Origin of the sequence: Streptantibioticus silvisoli (genome assembly GCF_027947535.2) — a bacterium.
In the GTDB taxonomy this organism is placed as follows: Bacteria; Actinomycetota; Actinomycetes; order Streptomycetales; family Streptomycetaceae; genus Streptantibioticus_C; species Streptantibioticus_C silvisoli.
The window spans coordinates 20,352-34,336 of sequence record NZ_JAAGKO020000010.1; the positions used below are offsets into that span (position 1 = coordinate 20,352).

Below are 13,985 nucleotides of genomic sequence, written 5' to 3' on the forward strand. Positions count from 1 at the left end.
GGAGGTGACCTGGTGCGCCGGCCGGCTCAGCCGTCCGAACCACCGAGCGCCAGGTCGACGAGATCGTCGATCGCCATGGCGTGGATGGCGTCCTCGTCCGCGGTGGGGCCTTCCGCGGTCTCGGGTTCGGGGGAATGCCCGCCGGCCGGCCCGGCGAGGGCCAGCAGGGTGTCCAGCAGTCCGCTCTCCTTCAGGCGGGAGAGCGGGATGGTGGCGATCATCGCCCGCACGGCCGCGGGGTCGCCGTGCCCGGCGTCGTCCCCGTCGTCCCCGGCGGGGAAGAGAGCTCCCGACAGGTGGTCGGCCAGCGCCGCCGGGGTCGGGTAGTCGAAGACCAGCGTGCTCGGCAGCCGCAGCCCGGTCTCGCTGTTGAGCAGGTTGCGCAGTTCGACCGCGGTGAGCGAGTCGAATCCCAGGTCGCGGAACGGCTGCCGGGAGCCAACGGAACGGGCGTCCCGGTGGCCCAGCACGGCCGTCGCGCAGTCCCGGACCAGGTCGAGCAGCGCGCTGTCGCGGTCGCCGGGGGACAGCCCGGCCAGCCGCTGCCGCACGGCGTCGTCCGGCGCGTCCGCGGCGGAACCCTCGGCCGCGTCCAGCGCGTCGCGCACCTCGGCCAGTTCGCCGAGCAGCGGGCTGGGCCGGCGGCTGGTGAACGCCGGGGCGAACCGCTGCCAGTCCACGTCCGCCACGGCCACCGCGGAGTCGTCGCAGGCGAGGGCGTGCCCGAGGGAGAGCAGGGCGGTGTCCGGCCGCAGGGAGACCAGTCCCCACCGCCGCAACTGCTCCTCGGCCTCGGTGCCGGCGGCCATGCCACTGTCGGCCCACGGACCCCACGCCACCGCCGTCGCCACCTCACCCCGCGCACGACGACCCTCCGCCAACGCGTCCAACTGCGCGTTCGCCGCCGCATACGCACCCTGACCACCACTGCCCCACACACCCGCGATCGACGAGAACAACACGAACGCCGACAACCCACGACCCCGCGTCAACTCGTCCAACACCACAGCACCACCCACCTTCGCACCCGCCACCTCACCCCACCGCACACCATCCAACTCACCCAACGGCGTCACATCAGCCACCCCCGCCGCATGAAACACCGCATCCACCTCGAACCGCGACAACAACCCCTCCACCGCACCCCGATCAGCCACATCACACGCCACCACCGACACCCGCGCACCCAACGCCTCCAACTCCGCCTCCAACTCCACCGCACCCGGCGCCCCCACACCACGCCGACTCGTCAACACCACATGCCCCGCACCACGCCCAACCGCCCACCGCGCCACCCGCGCACCCAACGCACCCGTACCACCCGTCACCAACACCGCACCCTTCGGCGACCACGAACCCACCGACGAACCCACACCCGACGCCCGCACCAAACGACGAGCGAACACACCCGAAGACCGCAACGCCACCTGATCCTCACCACCCCCCGCGAGAACGGAGACCAACCGGCCGAGGCCATTCACGTCCAGCGGTCCGGCCAGGTCGACCAACCCGCCCCAGCGGTCGGGGTGTTCGAGCGCGACGACCCGGCCGAGGCCCCACACGCCGGCCGACGCCGGATCGGGAGCCCACTCCCCCGCGACCGCGACCGCACCCGAGGTCACCGCCCACAGGCGGGCGCCGATCCCGGCGTCACCGATCGCCTGGACCAGCGCGACCGTCACCGGCACCGGGTCCTCGCCACCGACCGATCCACCCGCCGATCCACCGGTGAACGCCAGCAGGGAGACGATGCCGTCGACCGGCCCGTCAGCGGCGGCGTCCCGCAGCAGCGCGGTCAGCTCCGCGCGGCCGGCACCCGCCTCCACCACCACGGTGTCCAACCGGTCCACCGAACCGGCCAGACCCTCCAGCCCCCACTCCCCCGGCACCGAAGCCGACGGCGCCAGCACCAGCCAACGCCCCTCCAGCCGCGCACCCGGAGCCAGCCCGTCCACCGGACGCCACACCACCCGGTAACGCCAACTGTCCACCACGGACTGCTCACGCCGCCCACGCCACCACGACGACAACGCCGGCACGACCTCGCCCAACGGCCCCTCGTCCACGCCCAGCGTCCCGGCGAGACCGTCCAGGTCACCGCGCTCCACCGCGTCCCAGAACGCCGCGTCCACCGCGTCACCCGCACCGGACGACACGACGGCGGCGGGGACCGGCCAGAAGCGCTCGCGCTGGAAGGCGTAGGTCGGCAGCTCCACGACCGAGGAACCGGCGAAGAACCCGGCCCACTCGACCTCGACACCGTCCACGTGCAACCGGCCCAGCGCGGTCAGCACCGCCTCGACCTCGGGCCGGTCCTTGCGCAACGCCGGAACGGTGAGGGTGTCGTCGGGATCGAGCACGGCCTGCGCCATCGCGGTCAGCGACCCGTCGGGGCCGATCTCCAGGAACCGCGTCGCACCCGCACCCGCCAGCCACTCCAGCCCGTCCGCGAACCGCACCGGACGCCGCACATGCTCCACCCAGTACTCCGGCGACCCCAACTCCGCAGCGGTGGCGGCCTGTCCGGTCACGTTCGACACCACCGCCATCGACGGGGTTCCGAACTCCACCCCGGACAGAACGGCGTTGAACTCCTTCAGCATCGGCTCCATCAGCGGCGAGTGGAACGCGTGGCTGACCCGCAGCCGCGTCGTCTTACGACCCAGACCCGCGAAGTGCTCCTGGATACCGGCAACGGCCGCTTCCGCACCGGCGACCACGGTGGCCGTCGGGCCATTCAGCGCGGCGATACCGGCACGGTCCTCCAGGCCCTCCAGCAGCGGCAACACCTCGGCCTCGGACGCCTGAAGGGCGACCATGACCCCACCGGCGGGCAACGCCTGCATCAGCCGGCCACGGGCCGCGACGACCCGGCCGGCATCCTCCAACGACCACACACCAGCAACGTGCGCAGCGGCGATCTCACCGATCGAGTGACCGACCAGGAAGTCCGGACGCACACCCCACGACTCCACCAACCGGAACAACGCCACCTCAACCGCGAACAACGCCGGCTGCGTGAACTCCGTCCGGTTCAACAACTCCGCGTCGCCACCGAACACCAAGTCCTTCAGCGAACGGCCCAACTCACCGTCCAGCACCGCACACGCGGCGTCGAACGCCTCGGCGTAGACCGGGAACGCCTCGTACAACTCACGGCCCATACCGAGCCGTTGGGCACCCTGACCGGCGAAGACGAACGCGAGCTTGCCTTCACCGCGGGCGGAACCGGACACCACACCCGGAGCTGACGTACCGTCAACAACCGCAGCGAGCCCGGCCAGCAACTCCTCGCGGTCACGACCGGAGACCACCGCCCGGTGCTCGAAGACCGAACGTGACGCCGCCAACGACAGCCCCACATCCCGCACATCGAGATCCGCACCCGCACCGACGAACGCCGCCAGGCTCAACGCCTGCGCCCGCAACGCCTCCGGGCTACGCGCCGACACCGTCCACGGCACCACCGGCGACACCGAAGACCCGGACGACACCGGCGCCCCGGCCGCCTCGGCGACCGACTCCGGCGCCTGCTCCAGGATGACGTGGGCGTTGGTCCCGCTGAAGCCGAAGGCGGAGACGCCGGCCCGGCGCGGGCCCGCGGTCTGCGGCCACTCCACGGCGTCCGTCAGCAACCGCACGTTGCCCGCCGACCAGTCCACGTGCGACGACGGCGCGTCCACATGCAACGTCTTCGGCAGCACACCGTGCCGCATCGCCAGCACCATCTTGATCACACCCGCCACACCGGCGGCGGCCTGGGTGTGGCCCAGGTTCGACTTCACCGAGCCCAGCCACAGCGGCCGGTCCTCCGCACGCTCCTGGCCGTAGGTGGCCAGCAGCGCCTGCGCCTCGATCGGGTCGCCCAGCGACGTCCCCGTACCGTGTGCCTCCACCGCGTCCACGTCCGACGCCGACAGCCCCGCGTTGGCGAGCGCGGCCCGGATCACCCGCTGCTGCGAGGGACCGTTCGGCGCCGTCAGGCCGTTGCTCGCGCCGTCCTGGTTGACCGCGGAACCGGCCACCACCGCCAGCACCCGGTGGCCGTTGGCCCGCGCGTCCGACAGGCGTTCCAGCAGCAGGACGCCGACGCCCTCGCCCCAGCCGGTGCCGTCCGCACCCTCGGCGAACGCCTTGCACCGGCCGTCACCGGCCAGACCGCCCTGCCGCGCGAACTCCACGAAGGCGGCGGGGGTGGACATGACGGTGACGCCGCCGGCCAGCGCCAGCGAGCACTCGTTCGAGCGGAGCGCGCGGGCGGCCCAGTGCAGGGCGACCAGGGAGGAGGAGCAGGCGGTGTCCAGCGTGACGGCCGGACCTTCCAGGCCCAGGGCGTAGGAGACGCGGCCCGACATCACGCTCGCCGCGTTGCCGGTGCCCAGGTAGCCTTCCGCGCTCTCCTCGGCGGCGCTCAGGACGTTGGTGTAGTCCTGCCCGTTGGTCCCGGCGAACACCCCGGTCCGGCTGCCCCGCAGCGCGCGGGGATCGATGCCGGCGCGTTCCACCGCCTCCCAGGCGGACTCCAGCAGCAGCCGCTGCTGCGGGTCCATGGCGAGGGCCTCGCGCGGCGAGACGCCGAAGAACGAGGCGTCGAAGCGGTCGACCCCGGTGAGGAACCCGCCGTTGCGGGTGTAGGTCGTGCCCTTGCGGTGGTTCTCGCGGTCCGGGTCGTAGAGCGCCTCGACGTCCCAGCCGCGGTCCGGCGGGAAGTCGCCGATGCCGTCGGCGCCGTTCGCCAGCAGCGACCAGAGCTGTTCGGGCTCCGCCACGCCGCCGGGGAAACGGCAGCTCATGCCGATGATGGCGATGGGCTCCGAGCCGGTGTCCGCGTCGGTCGTGCCCGGGCCGCCGGTGGTGGACGCGGCGGTCGCGCCGTTCAGCACGACGGCGAGGTGGTCGATCACCGCCGCCGGGGTGGGGTGGTCGAAGACCAGGGTGGCGTCGAGTTTCACGCCGGTCGAGCGGCTGAGGGCGTTGCGCAGTTCCAGGGCGGTGAGGGAGTCGAAGCCCAGGCCGCTGAACGTCCGCTCGACGTCGACGGCCGAGCCGGAGTCGTGGCCGAGGACCGCGGCGGTCGCGGTGACGACGATCTCGCGCACCGCGGCCCGCAGTTCCTTCGACGACAGGCCGGCGAACCCGGTGGCCGGGCCGGACCCGCTGTCGCCACCGGCACCGGGGCCGGCCGCGGTGCGCAGCGTGCTCCCGGCCAGCTTGCGCAGCACCTGCGGCGGTTCGGCGCCGCCGGCCCGCTGCACGCGCAGCGCGGCCACGTCGATCCGCACCGGCAGGGGTGCGGCGGGGTACGGGGTCAGGCAGCGGTCGAAGAGGGCGAGGGCGTCGTCGGTCGGCAGGGCGCCGATGCCGCCGCGGGCGATGCGGCCGCGGTCGGAGTCGTCCAGGGTGCCGGTCATGGCGCTGCTCTGCGCCCACAGGCCCCAGCCGATGGCGACGGCGGGCGCGCCGTCGAAGCGGCGCCGGTGGGCCAGCGCCTCCAGGAACCCGTTGGCGGCGGCGTAGTTGCCCTGGCCGGGACCGCCGAAGGTGGCGGCGGCCGAGGAGAACAGCACGAACGCCGACAGGTCCAGGTCCCGGGTGAGTTCGTGCAGGTGGGCCGCCGCGTCCGCCTTGGGGCGCAGCACCGTCGCCAGGCGTTCCGGGGTCAGCGAGGTGATCACGCCGTCGTCGATCACGCCCGCGGCGTGGACCACGGCGCCCAGCGGGTGGTCCTGCGGGACGGTGGCGAGCAGGGCGGCCAGCGCGGCGCGGTCGGCCACGTCGCACGCCTCGACCCGGACCCGGGCACCGGCGGCGGACAGTTCGGCGACGAGTTCGCGGGCGCCGGGCGCCTCGATGCCCCGGCGGCCGGCCAGCAGGAGGTCGCGCACGCCGTGGCGGTCGACGAGGTGGCGTACGACGGCGGTGCCCACGGTGCCGGTGCCGCCGGTGACCAGGACCGTCCGGTCCGGGTCGAACGTCATGGGCTGCCCGGGGCCGGCCGCGTCACGGCGCAGCCGGGTCAGGCGCGGCACGAGGACGCGTCCGGCGCGGACGGCGGCCTGGGGTTCGCCCGGCAGCAGGGCCGCCGCGGCATCGGCCGCGGTCGGCTCGGCCGCGTCGGTGTCGACCAGGGCGAACCGCTCGGGGTTCTCCGACTGGGCGGAGCGTGCCAGGCCCAGGACGGCGGCGGCCGGCAGGTCCCGCACGCTCTCGCCGGGCGCGGTGGCGACCGCGCCGCGGGTGAGCAGCACGAGGCGTGAGGCGGCGAACCGTTCGTCGGCGAGCCAGGTCCGGAGCAGGGTGAGGGCGCGGGCCGTCGCCTCGCGGACCGCGGCGGACAGCTCCGTGCCGTCCGCGGGGGCGCTGTCCCAGGCCAGGACGACCGTGGACGGCACCGGTGCGCCGGTCGCCGCGGCGGCGAGCAGGCTGTCGAGGTCGGTGTGGAGCTGGGCGCCGGCCGCCGCCGTACCGTCCGGGGTGCCGGCCGGTGTCCATTCCAGGGTGAAGAGGTCGTCGTCGCCGGTGTCGGCGTCGGGCAGTTCCAGCCCGGCGACCGGGCGCACGGTCAACGGCCCGGCGGAGAGCACCGGTTCGCCCAGTCCGTCGGCCATCCGCAGGGTCCACGAGCCGTCGGCGAGCGGCGCGAGGTGGATCCGCACCGACTCGGCCGCCTGGGCGTGCAGGGTGAGGTCACCCCACTCCACGGCGTACACCGCGGTGGAGTCCACCGCGGCCAGCGCGTGCAGGGCGGCGTCCAGGAGCGCGGGGTGCAGCACGAAGCGGCCGGCGTCGGGGCGGTGGTCGTCGGGCAGGGCGGCCTCGGCGAACACCTCGTCGCCGACCCGCCACACCTCGCGCAGGCAGCGGAAGGCCGGGCCGAGGTCGACCTGGTGCTCCGCCAGGGAGCGGTGGACGGTCTCGGGGGCGACGCGGACCCCGCCGTGCGGCGGCCACGCCTTCAGCCGCGCGCCGCTGTCGGGCTGCGGCGCGGTGGCATCGGCGACGGTGCCGTGGGCGTGCCGGGTCCACGGGCGGTCGTCGTCGGTGTCGGCGTCGCCGTCGAGCGGGCGGGAGTGGAGGGAGAAGGCCCGCTGTCCGGTGCCGTCCGAGGCGTGCACCACGGTCTGGATCTCGACGGTGTCGTCGGCGGGCAGCAGCAGCGGGACATCGGTGGTCAGCCCGGTCACCCGGTGGCTGCCGACCCGGCCGCAGGCGTGCAGGGCCAGGTCGACGAAGGCGCCGACCGGCAGCAGCACGTTGCCGAGGACCTCGTTCTCCGCGAGCCAGGGGTGCGTACGGCGGGAGAGCCGGCCCGTGGAGATGACGGCGCGCGAGTCGGCGAGGGTGACGGTGGCGTCCAGCAGCGGGTGCCCGGCGGCCGTGGAGGGGGAGGCCGTCGCGCGCTCGGGGTCGAGCCAGTAGCGGCGGCGCTGGAAGGCGTAGGTGGGCAGCTGGACGGCTGGGCCGGCGGGGAGGATCGCCGTCCAGTCCACGGCCGCGCCGGTCACGTGCAGACCGCCGATGGCCGCCAGGAGTGCCGCGGTCTCGGGCCGGTCCTTGCGCAGCGCCGGGACGGTGAGGGTGTCGTCGGGATCGAGCACGGCCTGCGCCATCGCGGTCAGCGACCCGTCGGGGCCGATCTCCAGGAACCGCGTCGCCTTGTGCCCGGCCAGCCACTCCAACCCGTCGGCGAACCGCACCGGACGCCGCACATGCTCCACCCAGTACTCCGGCGACCCCAACTCCGCGGCCGTGGCGGCCTGTCCGGTCACGTTCGACACCACCGCCATCGACGGGGTTCCGAACTGCACGCCGGACAGAACGGCGTTGAACTCCTTCAGCATCGGCTCCATCAGCGGCGAGTGGAACGCGTGACTGACCCGCAACCGCGTCGTCTTACGACCCAGACCCGCGACATGCTCCTGGACACCGGCGACGGCGGCCTCCTCACCGGCGACCACCGTCGAGGTCGGACCGTTGAGCGCGGCGATACCCGCACGGTCGGCCAGCCCCTCCAGCAGCGGCAACACCTCGGCCTCGGACGCCTGAAGAGCGACCATCACGCCACCGGCGGGCAACGCCTGCATCAACCGGCCACGAGCCGCGACGACCCGGCCCGCGTCCGCAAGCGACCACACACCGGCCACGTGCGCAGCGGCGATCTCACCGATCGAGTGACCGACCAGGAAGTCCGGACGCACACCCCACGACTCCACCAACCGGAACAACGCCACCTCGACCGCGAACAACGCCGGCTGCGTGAACTCCGTCCGGTTCAACAACTCCGCATCAGCACCGAACACCAGATCCTTCAGCGAACAGCCCAACTCACCGTCCAGAACGGCACACGCGGCGTCGAACGCCTCGGCGTACACCGGGAACGCCTCGTACAACTCACGGCCCATACCCAGCCGTTGCGCACCCTGGCCGGCGAAGACGAACGCCAGCTTGCCGCCGCGCCTGGCCTTGCCGAGGACGGCGTCGGGGGTGGTCCGGCCGTCGGCGACGGCGGTGAGGGCCCGGGTGAGGGCGTCGGCGTCCTCGCCGAGCACCACGGCGCGGTGCTCGAAGACCGAGCGGGTGGTGGCGAGGGAGGCGGCGGTGGCGTGCAGGTCCTCGTGCGAGGCCGCCGGGCCGAGCAGCCGGGCCGCCTGGGCCCGCAACGCCTCGGCGCTGGTGGCCGACAGCAGCCAGGGCACGACGGGCAGCGGCGGCGCCGTGACGACCGGGACGGCCTCGGCGTCGTCGGCCGGTTCTGCGCCCTCGGGGCTGTCGGGGGTCGGCGGTTCCGGCGGGGTCTGTTCGAGGATGACGTGGGCGTTGGTGCCGCTCACGCCGAAGGCGGAGACCGCGGCACGCCGGGGGCGGTCGGGGCTGTTCCACTCCACCGGTTCGGTGAGCAGCCGCACGTTGCCCTCGGACCAGTCGACGGTGGAGGACGGGGCGTCGACGTGCAGGGTGCGCGGCAGCCGCTCGTTGCGCAGTGCCTGGACCATCTTGATGACGCCGCCGACGCCGGCCGCGGCCTGGGTGTGACCGATGTTGGACTTCAGCGAGCCGAGCCACAGCGGCCGGTCGGCGGGCCGGTCCTGGCCGTAGGTCGCCAGGACCGCCTGCGCCTCGATGGGGTCGCCGAGCACCGTTCCGGTGCCGTGCGCCTCGACCGCGTCCACGTCGGCCGCCGTCAGGCCGGCGCTCGCCAGGGCGGCGCGGATCACGCGTTGCTGCGAGGGGCCGTTGGGGGCCGTCAGCCCGCTGCTGGCGCCGTCCTGGTTGACCGCGGAGCCGCGGATCACCGCGAGCACCTCGTGGCCGTTGCGGCGGGCGTCCGACAGCCGCTCCAGCAGGAGCATGCCGACGCCCTCGCCCCAGCCGGTGCCGTCCGCGGCGTCGGCGAAGGACTTGCAGCGGCCGTCGGGCGACAGGCCGCGCTGCCGGCTGAACTCCATGAAGGTCACCGGGGTGGACATCACGGCGACGCCGCCGGCCAGTGCCAGGTCGCACTCGTCGGAGCGCAGGGCGTTGGTGGCCAGGTGCAGGGCGACCAGCGAGGAGGAGCAGGCGGTGTCGACGGTGACCGCGGGGCCTTCGAGGCCGAAGGTGTAGGAGATCCGGCCGGAGGCGATGCTCGCCGCGCTGCCGTTGCCGATGTAGCCGTCGAGGCCGGCCGGCGGCTCGGTGAAGCGGGAGCCGTAGTCGTTGTACATGACGCCGACGAAGACACCGGTGGGGGTGCCCCTCAGGGCGGAGGGGCGGATGCCGGCGCGTTCGAACGCCTCCCAGGACACCTCCAGCAGCAGCCGCTGCTGGGGGTCGGTGGCGAGTGCCTCGCGGGGGGACATGCCGAAGAACTCGGCGTCGAAGTCGGCGGCGTCGTGCAGGAAGCCGCCTTCGCGGGTGTAGCAGGTGCCGGGGCGGTCCGGGTCGGGGTCGTAGAGGGTGTCGACGTTCCAGCCGCGGTCCTCGGGGAACGGCGAGATGGCGTCGCCGCCGGTGTCGACGAGCCGCCACAGGTCTTCGGGTGTCCTGACACCGCCGGGGTAACGGCAGCTCATCGCGACGACGGCGATGGGCTCCGCTGCCTTCGACTCGACCTGGCGCAAGCGGGTGCGGGTGCGTTGCAGATCCGCGGTGACACGCTTGAGGAAGTCGCGAAGCCTGTCGTCGCTCACAGATCGATCCCTTCAGCAGCGGGCGCACGGTGTCGCCGGGACACCGCCGGATGTCGGTTCCGTCAGCCGTGCGGCGGGACGGGGTGTGAGGCCATGACTCCCCGGACGTGTCCGCCCGTGCCGGGGCGGGACCGGGTGTTGGGGCCGTGACTCCCCAGGTGCATCCGCCCTTTCCCGCCGATTATGCGGAGCCGCCGGGACGCTCCCGGGCTTCGGCCGGACAGCTCTAAGCGAACTTCTAACGTTGGCGGTGTCCCGCCGTCCCCGGGCGTCCCGGGGCACGGCGGTGGGCACGCCGGGCTCAGGCCGGGACGGGGAAGTCCAGCGCGTTCGGCTTCAGGGCGGGCAGCAGTCCCTCGTCGGCCGCTCTGTTGAGCAGCTCGCGCACCGCGGCGTAGCCCTCGTCGCCGAGGTCGGCGGTGAACGGGTTCACGTACAGCTCGATGTGCTGCTCGACGACCGAGGTCTCCATCTCCTGCGCGTGGGCCCGCACGTACTCGCTGGACGCCTCGGGGGCGTTCCAGGCGAAGCGCACCGAGGTCCTGATGGTGTCGGCGAGCGCGGCGAGCCGTTCGTCACCGAGGTCGCGGCGGGCGACGATGGCGCCGAGCGGGATGGGCAGTCCGGTGTGCTTCTCCCACTCCTCGCCCATGTCGGCGAGCCGGAACAGGCCGTACTGCTGGTAGGTGAAGCGGGCTTCGTGGATGACCAGGCCGGCGTCGACGCGGCCGTCGCGGACGGCGGGCATGATGTCGTCGAAGGGCAGCACCACGACCTCGCCGATGCCGCCGGGCACGTCCCGGGAGGCCCACAGGCGGAACAGCAGGTAGGCCGTCGACCGGGTGCTGGGCACGGCGATGCGCTTGCCGACCAGCGTCTCGGGGCCGCCGGGCTCCTTGGTCAGGACCAGGGGTCCGCAGCCGCGGCCGAGGGCGCCGCCGCAGGGCAGCAGGGCGTAGCGGTCCAGGACGTGGGGCAGGGCGCCGAAGGAGATCTTGAGGATGTCGAGTTCGCCGCGCTCGGCGAGGCCGTTGGTGATGTCGATGTCCGCGAGGGTGACGTCGACCTGTGGGGCTCCTGGCACCAGACCGTGCGTCCACGCGTGGAAAACGAAGGTGTCGTTGGGGCACGGTGAATGCGCCAAGGTGAGCCGGTCTGACATGAGAAGCCCTTTCTGTCCCTGTCGGTCGTTGTCGGTCTCTGCCGGTCCGCGCCGGTCCGCGCCGGTCCGTGCCGGTCCGCGCCGGGCGCCGAGCTGTGCCGGTCGCGCTGCCGCCTCTACGGTGAGGGGCGTCGGGCACCGCTATTCAGCAAACCGGTCGGGGTGTGGGGTTTTCCCCAGACCGCAACCAGCGACCATGGGAGGGCTTTCCCCACGGCGTCGGTCCGGGGCATGTTTCCTGCCTGCCCAACCACGGTCTCCGATCCGCTCCGGCCCCGTGCGGGAATCCGTACGCCACCTCGCGTCCAGGGCCGCGACGCACCGGAGGATGAGAAAGGATCGGTGATGACGGTCTACGAATCACCCGATGTTCTTTCCGACGACCGGCCGCCCGCCGTGGATCTCGACGCGTGGACACGGCACGTCGTCAGATGCCACTTCGACGCCACGTCGGGCAGCCCGTTCTGGCTGAAGCGGCGTGGCTCGCTGGGTTTCGACCCGTTCGACGTCACGCGGTACGCGGAGCTCGCCCAGTTCGGGCCCCTCACGCAGGACGTCCTGCGCGAGGTGGACCCGGTCGACCTGCTTCCGCAGGGACTGCCGCGCCCGCTGACGGGTCCGGTCTACGACAGGGCCGGTTCCTCGGGCCGGCCGTGCCGGATCCTGCAGACCGGCGCGATGCGCGAGCACCGCGCCGCATGGCGGGAACGCGGTCTGCGTGAGGCGGGCTTCCGCCCCGACGGCACCTGGCTGTACGCCGCGCCCGGCGGACCGCACCCGGCGGGGCAGGGGAGCGGGCAGACCGCTCTCGCGCACGCCGCGGTGGTCTACGGGATCGATCTGGACTGGCGCTGGGTCAAACAGCTGATGCGCCAGGCCCGGCTGACCGAGGTCAACCGCTACGTCGACCACCTGGTCGGCCAGATCACCGATGTGCTGGCCGGTGCGCAGGTGGACTACCTGCAGACCACGCCGGCACTGTTCCAGGCGCTGGTGCAGCGCAGACCGGACCTGGCGGCGAAGCTCGCCGGGGTGGGTCTGAGCGGCAGCCGTGTCCTGCCGGCGATGTACCGGCAGTTCACCGAGGCGCTCGACGGCGGCGTCGTCGGGCTCACCTATGAGAACGCGTTCGGCGCCGCGATGGGCCTGCCCGCGGAGGACGGCGGCGCGGTGCTGCCGTACCTGCCGCACTATCCGCAGGTGACCATGACGGTCGTCGACCGGAACGACCCCGCACGGATCGTGGAGTACGGGAAGGTCGGCCAGTTGCGGCTCACCCTGCTCCACGAGGACCTGTTCCTGCCCAACGTGATGGAACGCGATCAGGCGATCCGCCACCGGACCGGCCCCGGCCGGCCGTGTGACGCGGTCGCCAACATCCAGCCGTTGCAGCCGACATGGGCCGTGCCCGAGGGGATCCACTGAGCGGACGTCGCGGACGCCGCTCACCACTTGCCACAGGCACTCACCGAGGAAGGTTGCTGGGAATGGACGCTGGGCTCAAGCGCGAACTTGAGGCGAAGGTCTACTCCGGCGAGAGGCTGTCCCGCGAGGACGGCATCGCGCTGTACGAGAGCGATGACCTGGCATGGCTGGGTGGCCTCGCGCACCACGTGCGGACGCAGAAGAACGGTGACGCGGTCCACTTCAACGTCAACCGCCACCTGAACATGACCAACGTGTGCACCGCGTCGTGCGCGTACTGCTCGTTCCAGCGCAAGCCGGGCGAGAAGGACGCGTACACCATGCGCATCGAGGAGGCCGTCCGGCTGGCCGAGACGATGGTCAGCGAGCACCTGTCGGAGCTGCACATCGTCAACGGTCTGCACCCGACGCTGCCGTGGCGGTACTACCCGCGCAGCCTGCGGGCGCTGAAGGAGGCGCTGCCGAACGTCTCGCTGAAGGCGTTCACCGCCACCGAGATCCACCACTTCGAGACCATCTCCGGGCTGACCGCCTCGGAGATCCTCGACGAGCTGATCGACGCCGGCCTGGAGTCGCTGACCGGCGGCGGCGCGGAGATCTTCGACTGGGAGGTGCGCCAGCACATCGTGGACCACCGCACCCACTGGGAGGACTGGTCCCGCATCCACCGGCTGGCGCACGAGAAGGGGCTCAAGACCCCCTGCACCATGCTGTACGGCCACATCGAGGAGCCCCGCCACCGCGTCGACCACGTGCTGCGGCTGCGGGAGTTGCAGGACGAGACCAACGGCTTCCAGGTCTTCATCCCGCTGCGCTACCAGCACGACTTCGTCGACATGAAGGACGGCAAGGTCCGCAACCGCCTCCAGGCCCGCACCACCATGGCCTCCGGCGCCGAGGCCCTGAAGACCTTCGCCGTCTCCCGGCTGCTGTTCGACAACGTGCCGCACGTCAAGGTCTTCTGGGTCATGCACGGCCTGGCCACCGCCCAGCTGGCGCTCAACCACGGCGCCGACGACATGGACGGCTCGGTCGTGGAGTACAAGATCACCCACGACGCCGACGACTTCGGCACCCCCAACAAGCTCACCCGCAACGACATCCTCGACCTCATCCGGGACGCCGGCTTCCGCCCGGTGGAGCGCAACACCCGCTACGAGATCCTCCGCGAGTTCCCCGGTCCCGACCTCGAGCGTCGCGAGGCTCCGCAGGCCATGCGGGTGTGAACC

4 protein-coding genes and 1 pseudogene are annotated in these 13,985 nt (G+C 72.8%); 2 read left to right on the top strand and 3 right to left on the bottom strand.

What is annotated here, in order from left to right:
* Positions 1-26: 26 nt before the first annotated feature.
* The 3 genes and pseudogenes from POF43_RS09800 to POF43_RS09805 form a co-directional block, all read right to left on the bottom strand.
* Complete coding sequence (locus POF43_RS09800) at positions 27-6,608, bottom strand: type I polyketide synthase (RefSeq protein ID WP_443732100.1); 6,582 nt, start codon at positions 6,606-6,608, stop codon at positions 27-29.
* A gap of 120 nt (positions 6,609-6,728) precedes the next feature.
* Positions 6,729-10,127, bottom strand: a pseudogene (locus POF43_RS35275) (type I polyketide synthase); the annotation flags it as partial.
* 343 nt (positions 10,128-10,470) lie between these two features.
* Complete coding sequence (locus POF43_RS09805) at positions 10,471-11,331, bottom strand: 1,4-dihydroxy-6-naphtoate synthase (RefSeq protein ID WP_271323218.1); 861 nt, start codon at positions 11,329-11,331, stop codon at positions 10,471-10,473.
* 345 nt (positions 11,332-11,676) lie between these two features.
* On the opposite strand from POF43_RS09805, the gene POF43_RS09810 reads away from it, so the two are divergent.
* Positions 11,677-12,756, top strand: a complete 1,080-nt coding sequence (locus POF43_RS09810) for a phenylacetate--CoA ligase family protein (RefSeq protein WP_271323217.1) — start codon at positions 11,677-11,679, stop codon at positions 12,754-12,756.
* A gap of 62 nt (positions 12,757-12,818) precedes the next feature.
* The gene (gene mqnE, locus POF43_RS09815) at positions 12,819-13,982 is read left to right on the top strand and encodes an aminofutalosine synthase MqnE (RefSeq protein WP_271313430.1); all 1,164 of its coding nucleotides are present in this window, start codon (positions 12,819-12,821) and stop codon (positions 13,980-13,982) included.
* The last annotated feature ends 3 nt before the right edge of the window (positions 13,983-13,985 follow it).

Excerpts from the sequence above, each read along its gene's own strand:
- POF43_RS09800 (WP_443732100.1), bottom strand. The coding sequence starts at position 6,608 with ATGGCCGACGGACTGGGCGAACCGGTGCTCTCCGCCGGGCCGTTGACC.
- POF43_RS09805 (WP_271323218.1), bottom strand. The coding sequence starts at position 11,331 with ATGTCAGACCGGCTCACCTTGGCGCATTCACCGTGCCCCAACGACACC.
- POF43_RS09810 (WP_271323217.1), top strand. The coding sequence starts at position 11,677 with ATGACGGTCTACGAATCACCCGATGTTCTTTCCGACGACCGGCCGCCC.
- mqnE (WP_271313430.1), top strand. The coding sequence starts at position 12,819 with ATGGACGCTGGGCTCAAGCGCGAACTTGAGGCGAAGGTCTACTCCGGC.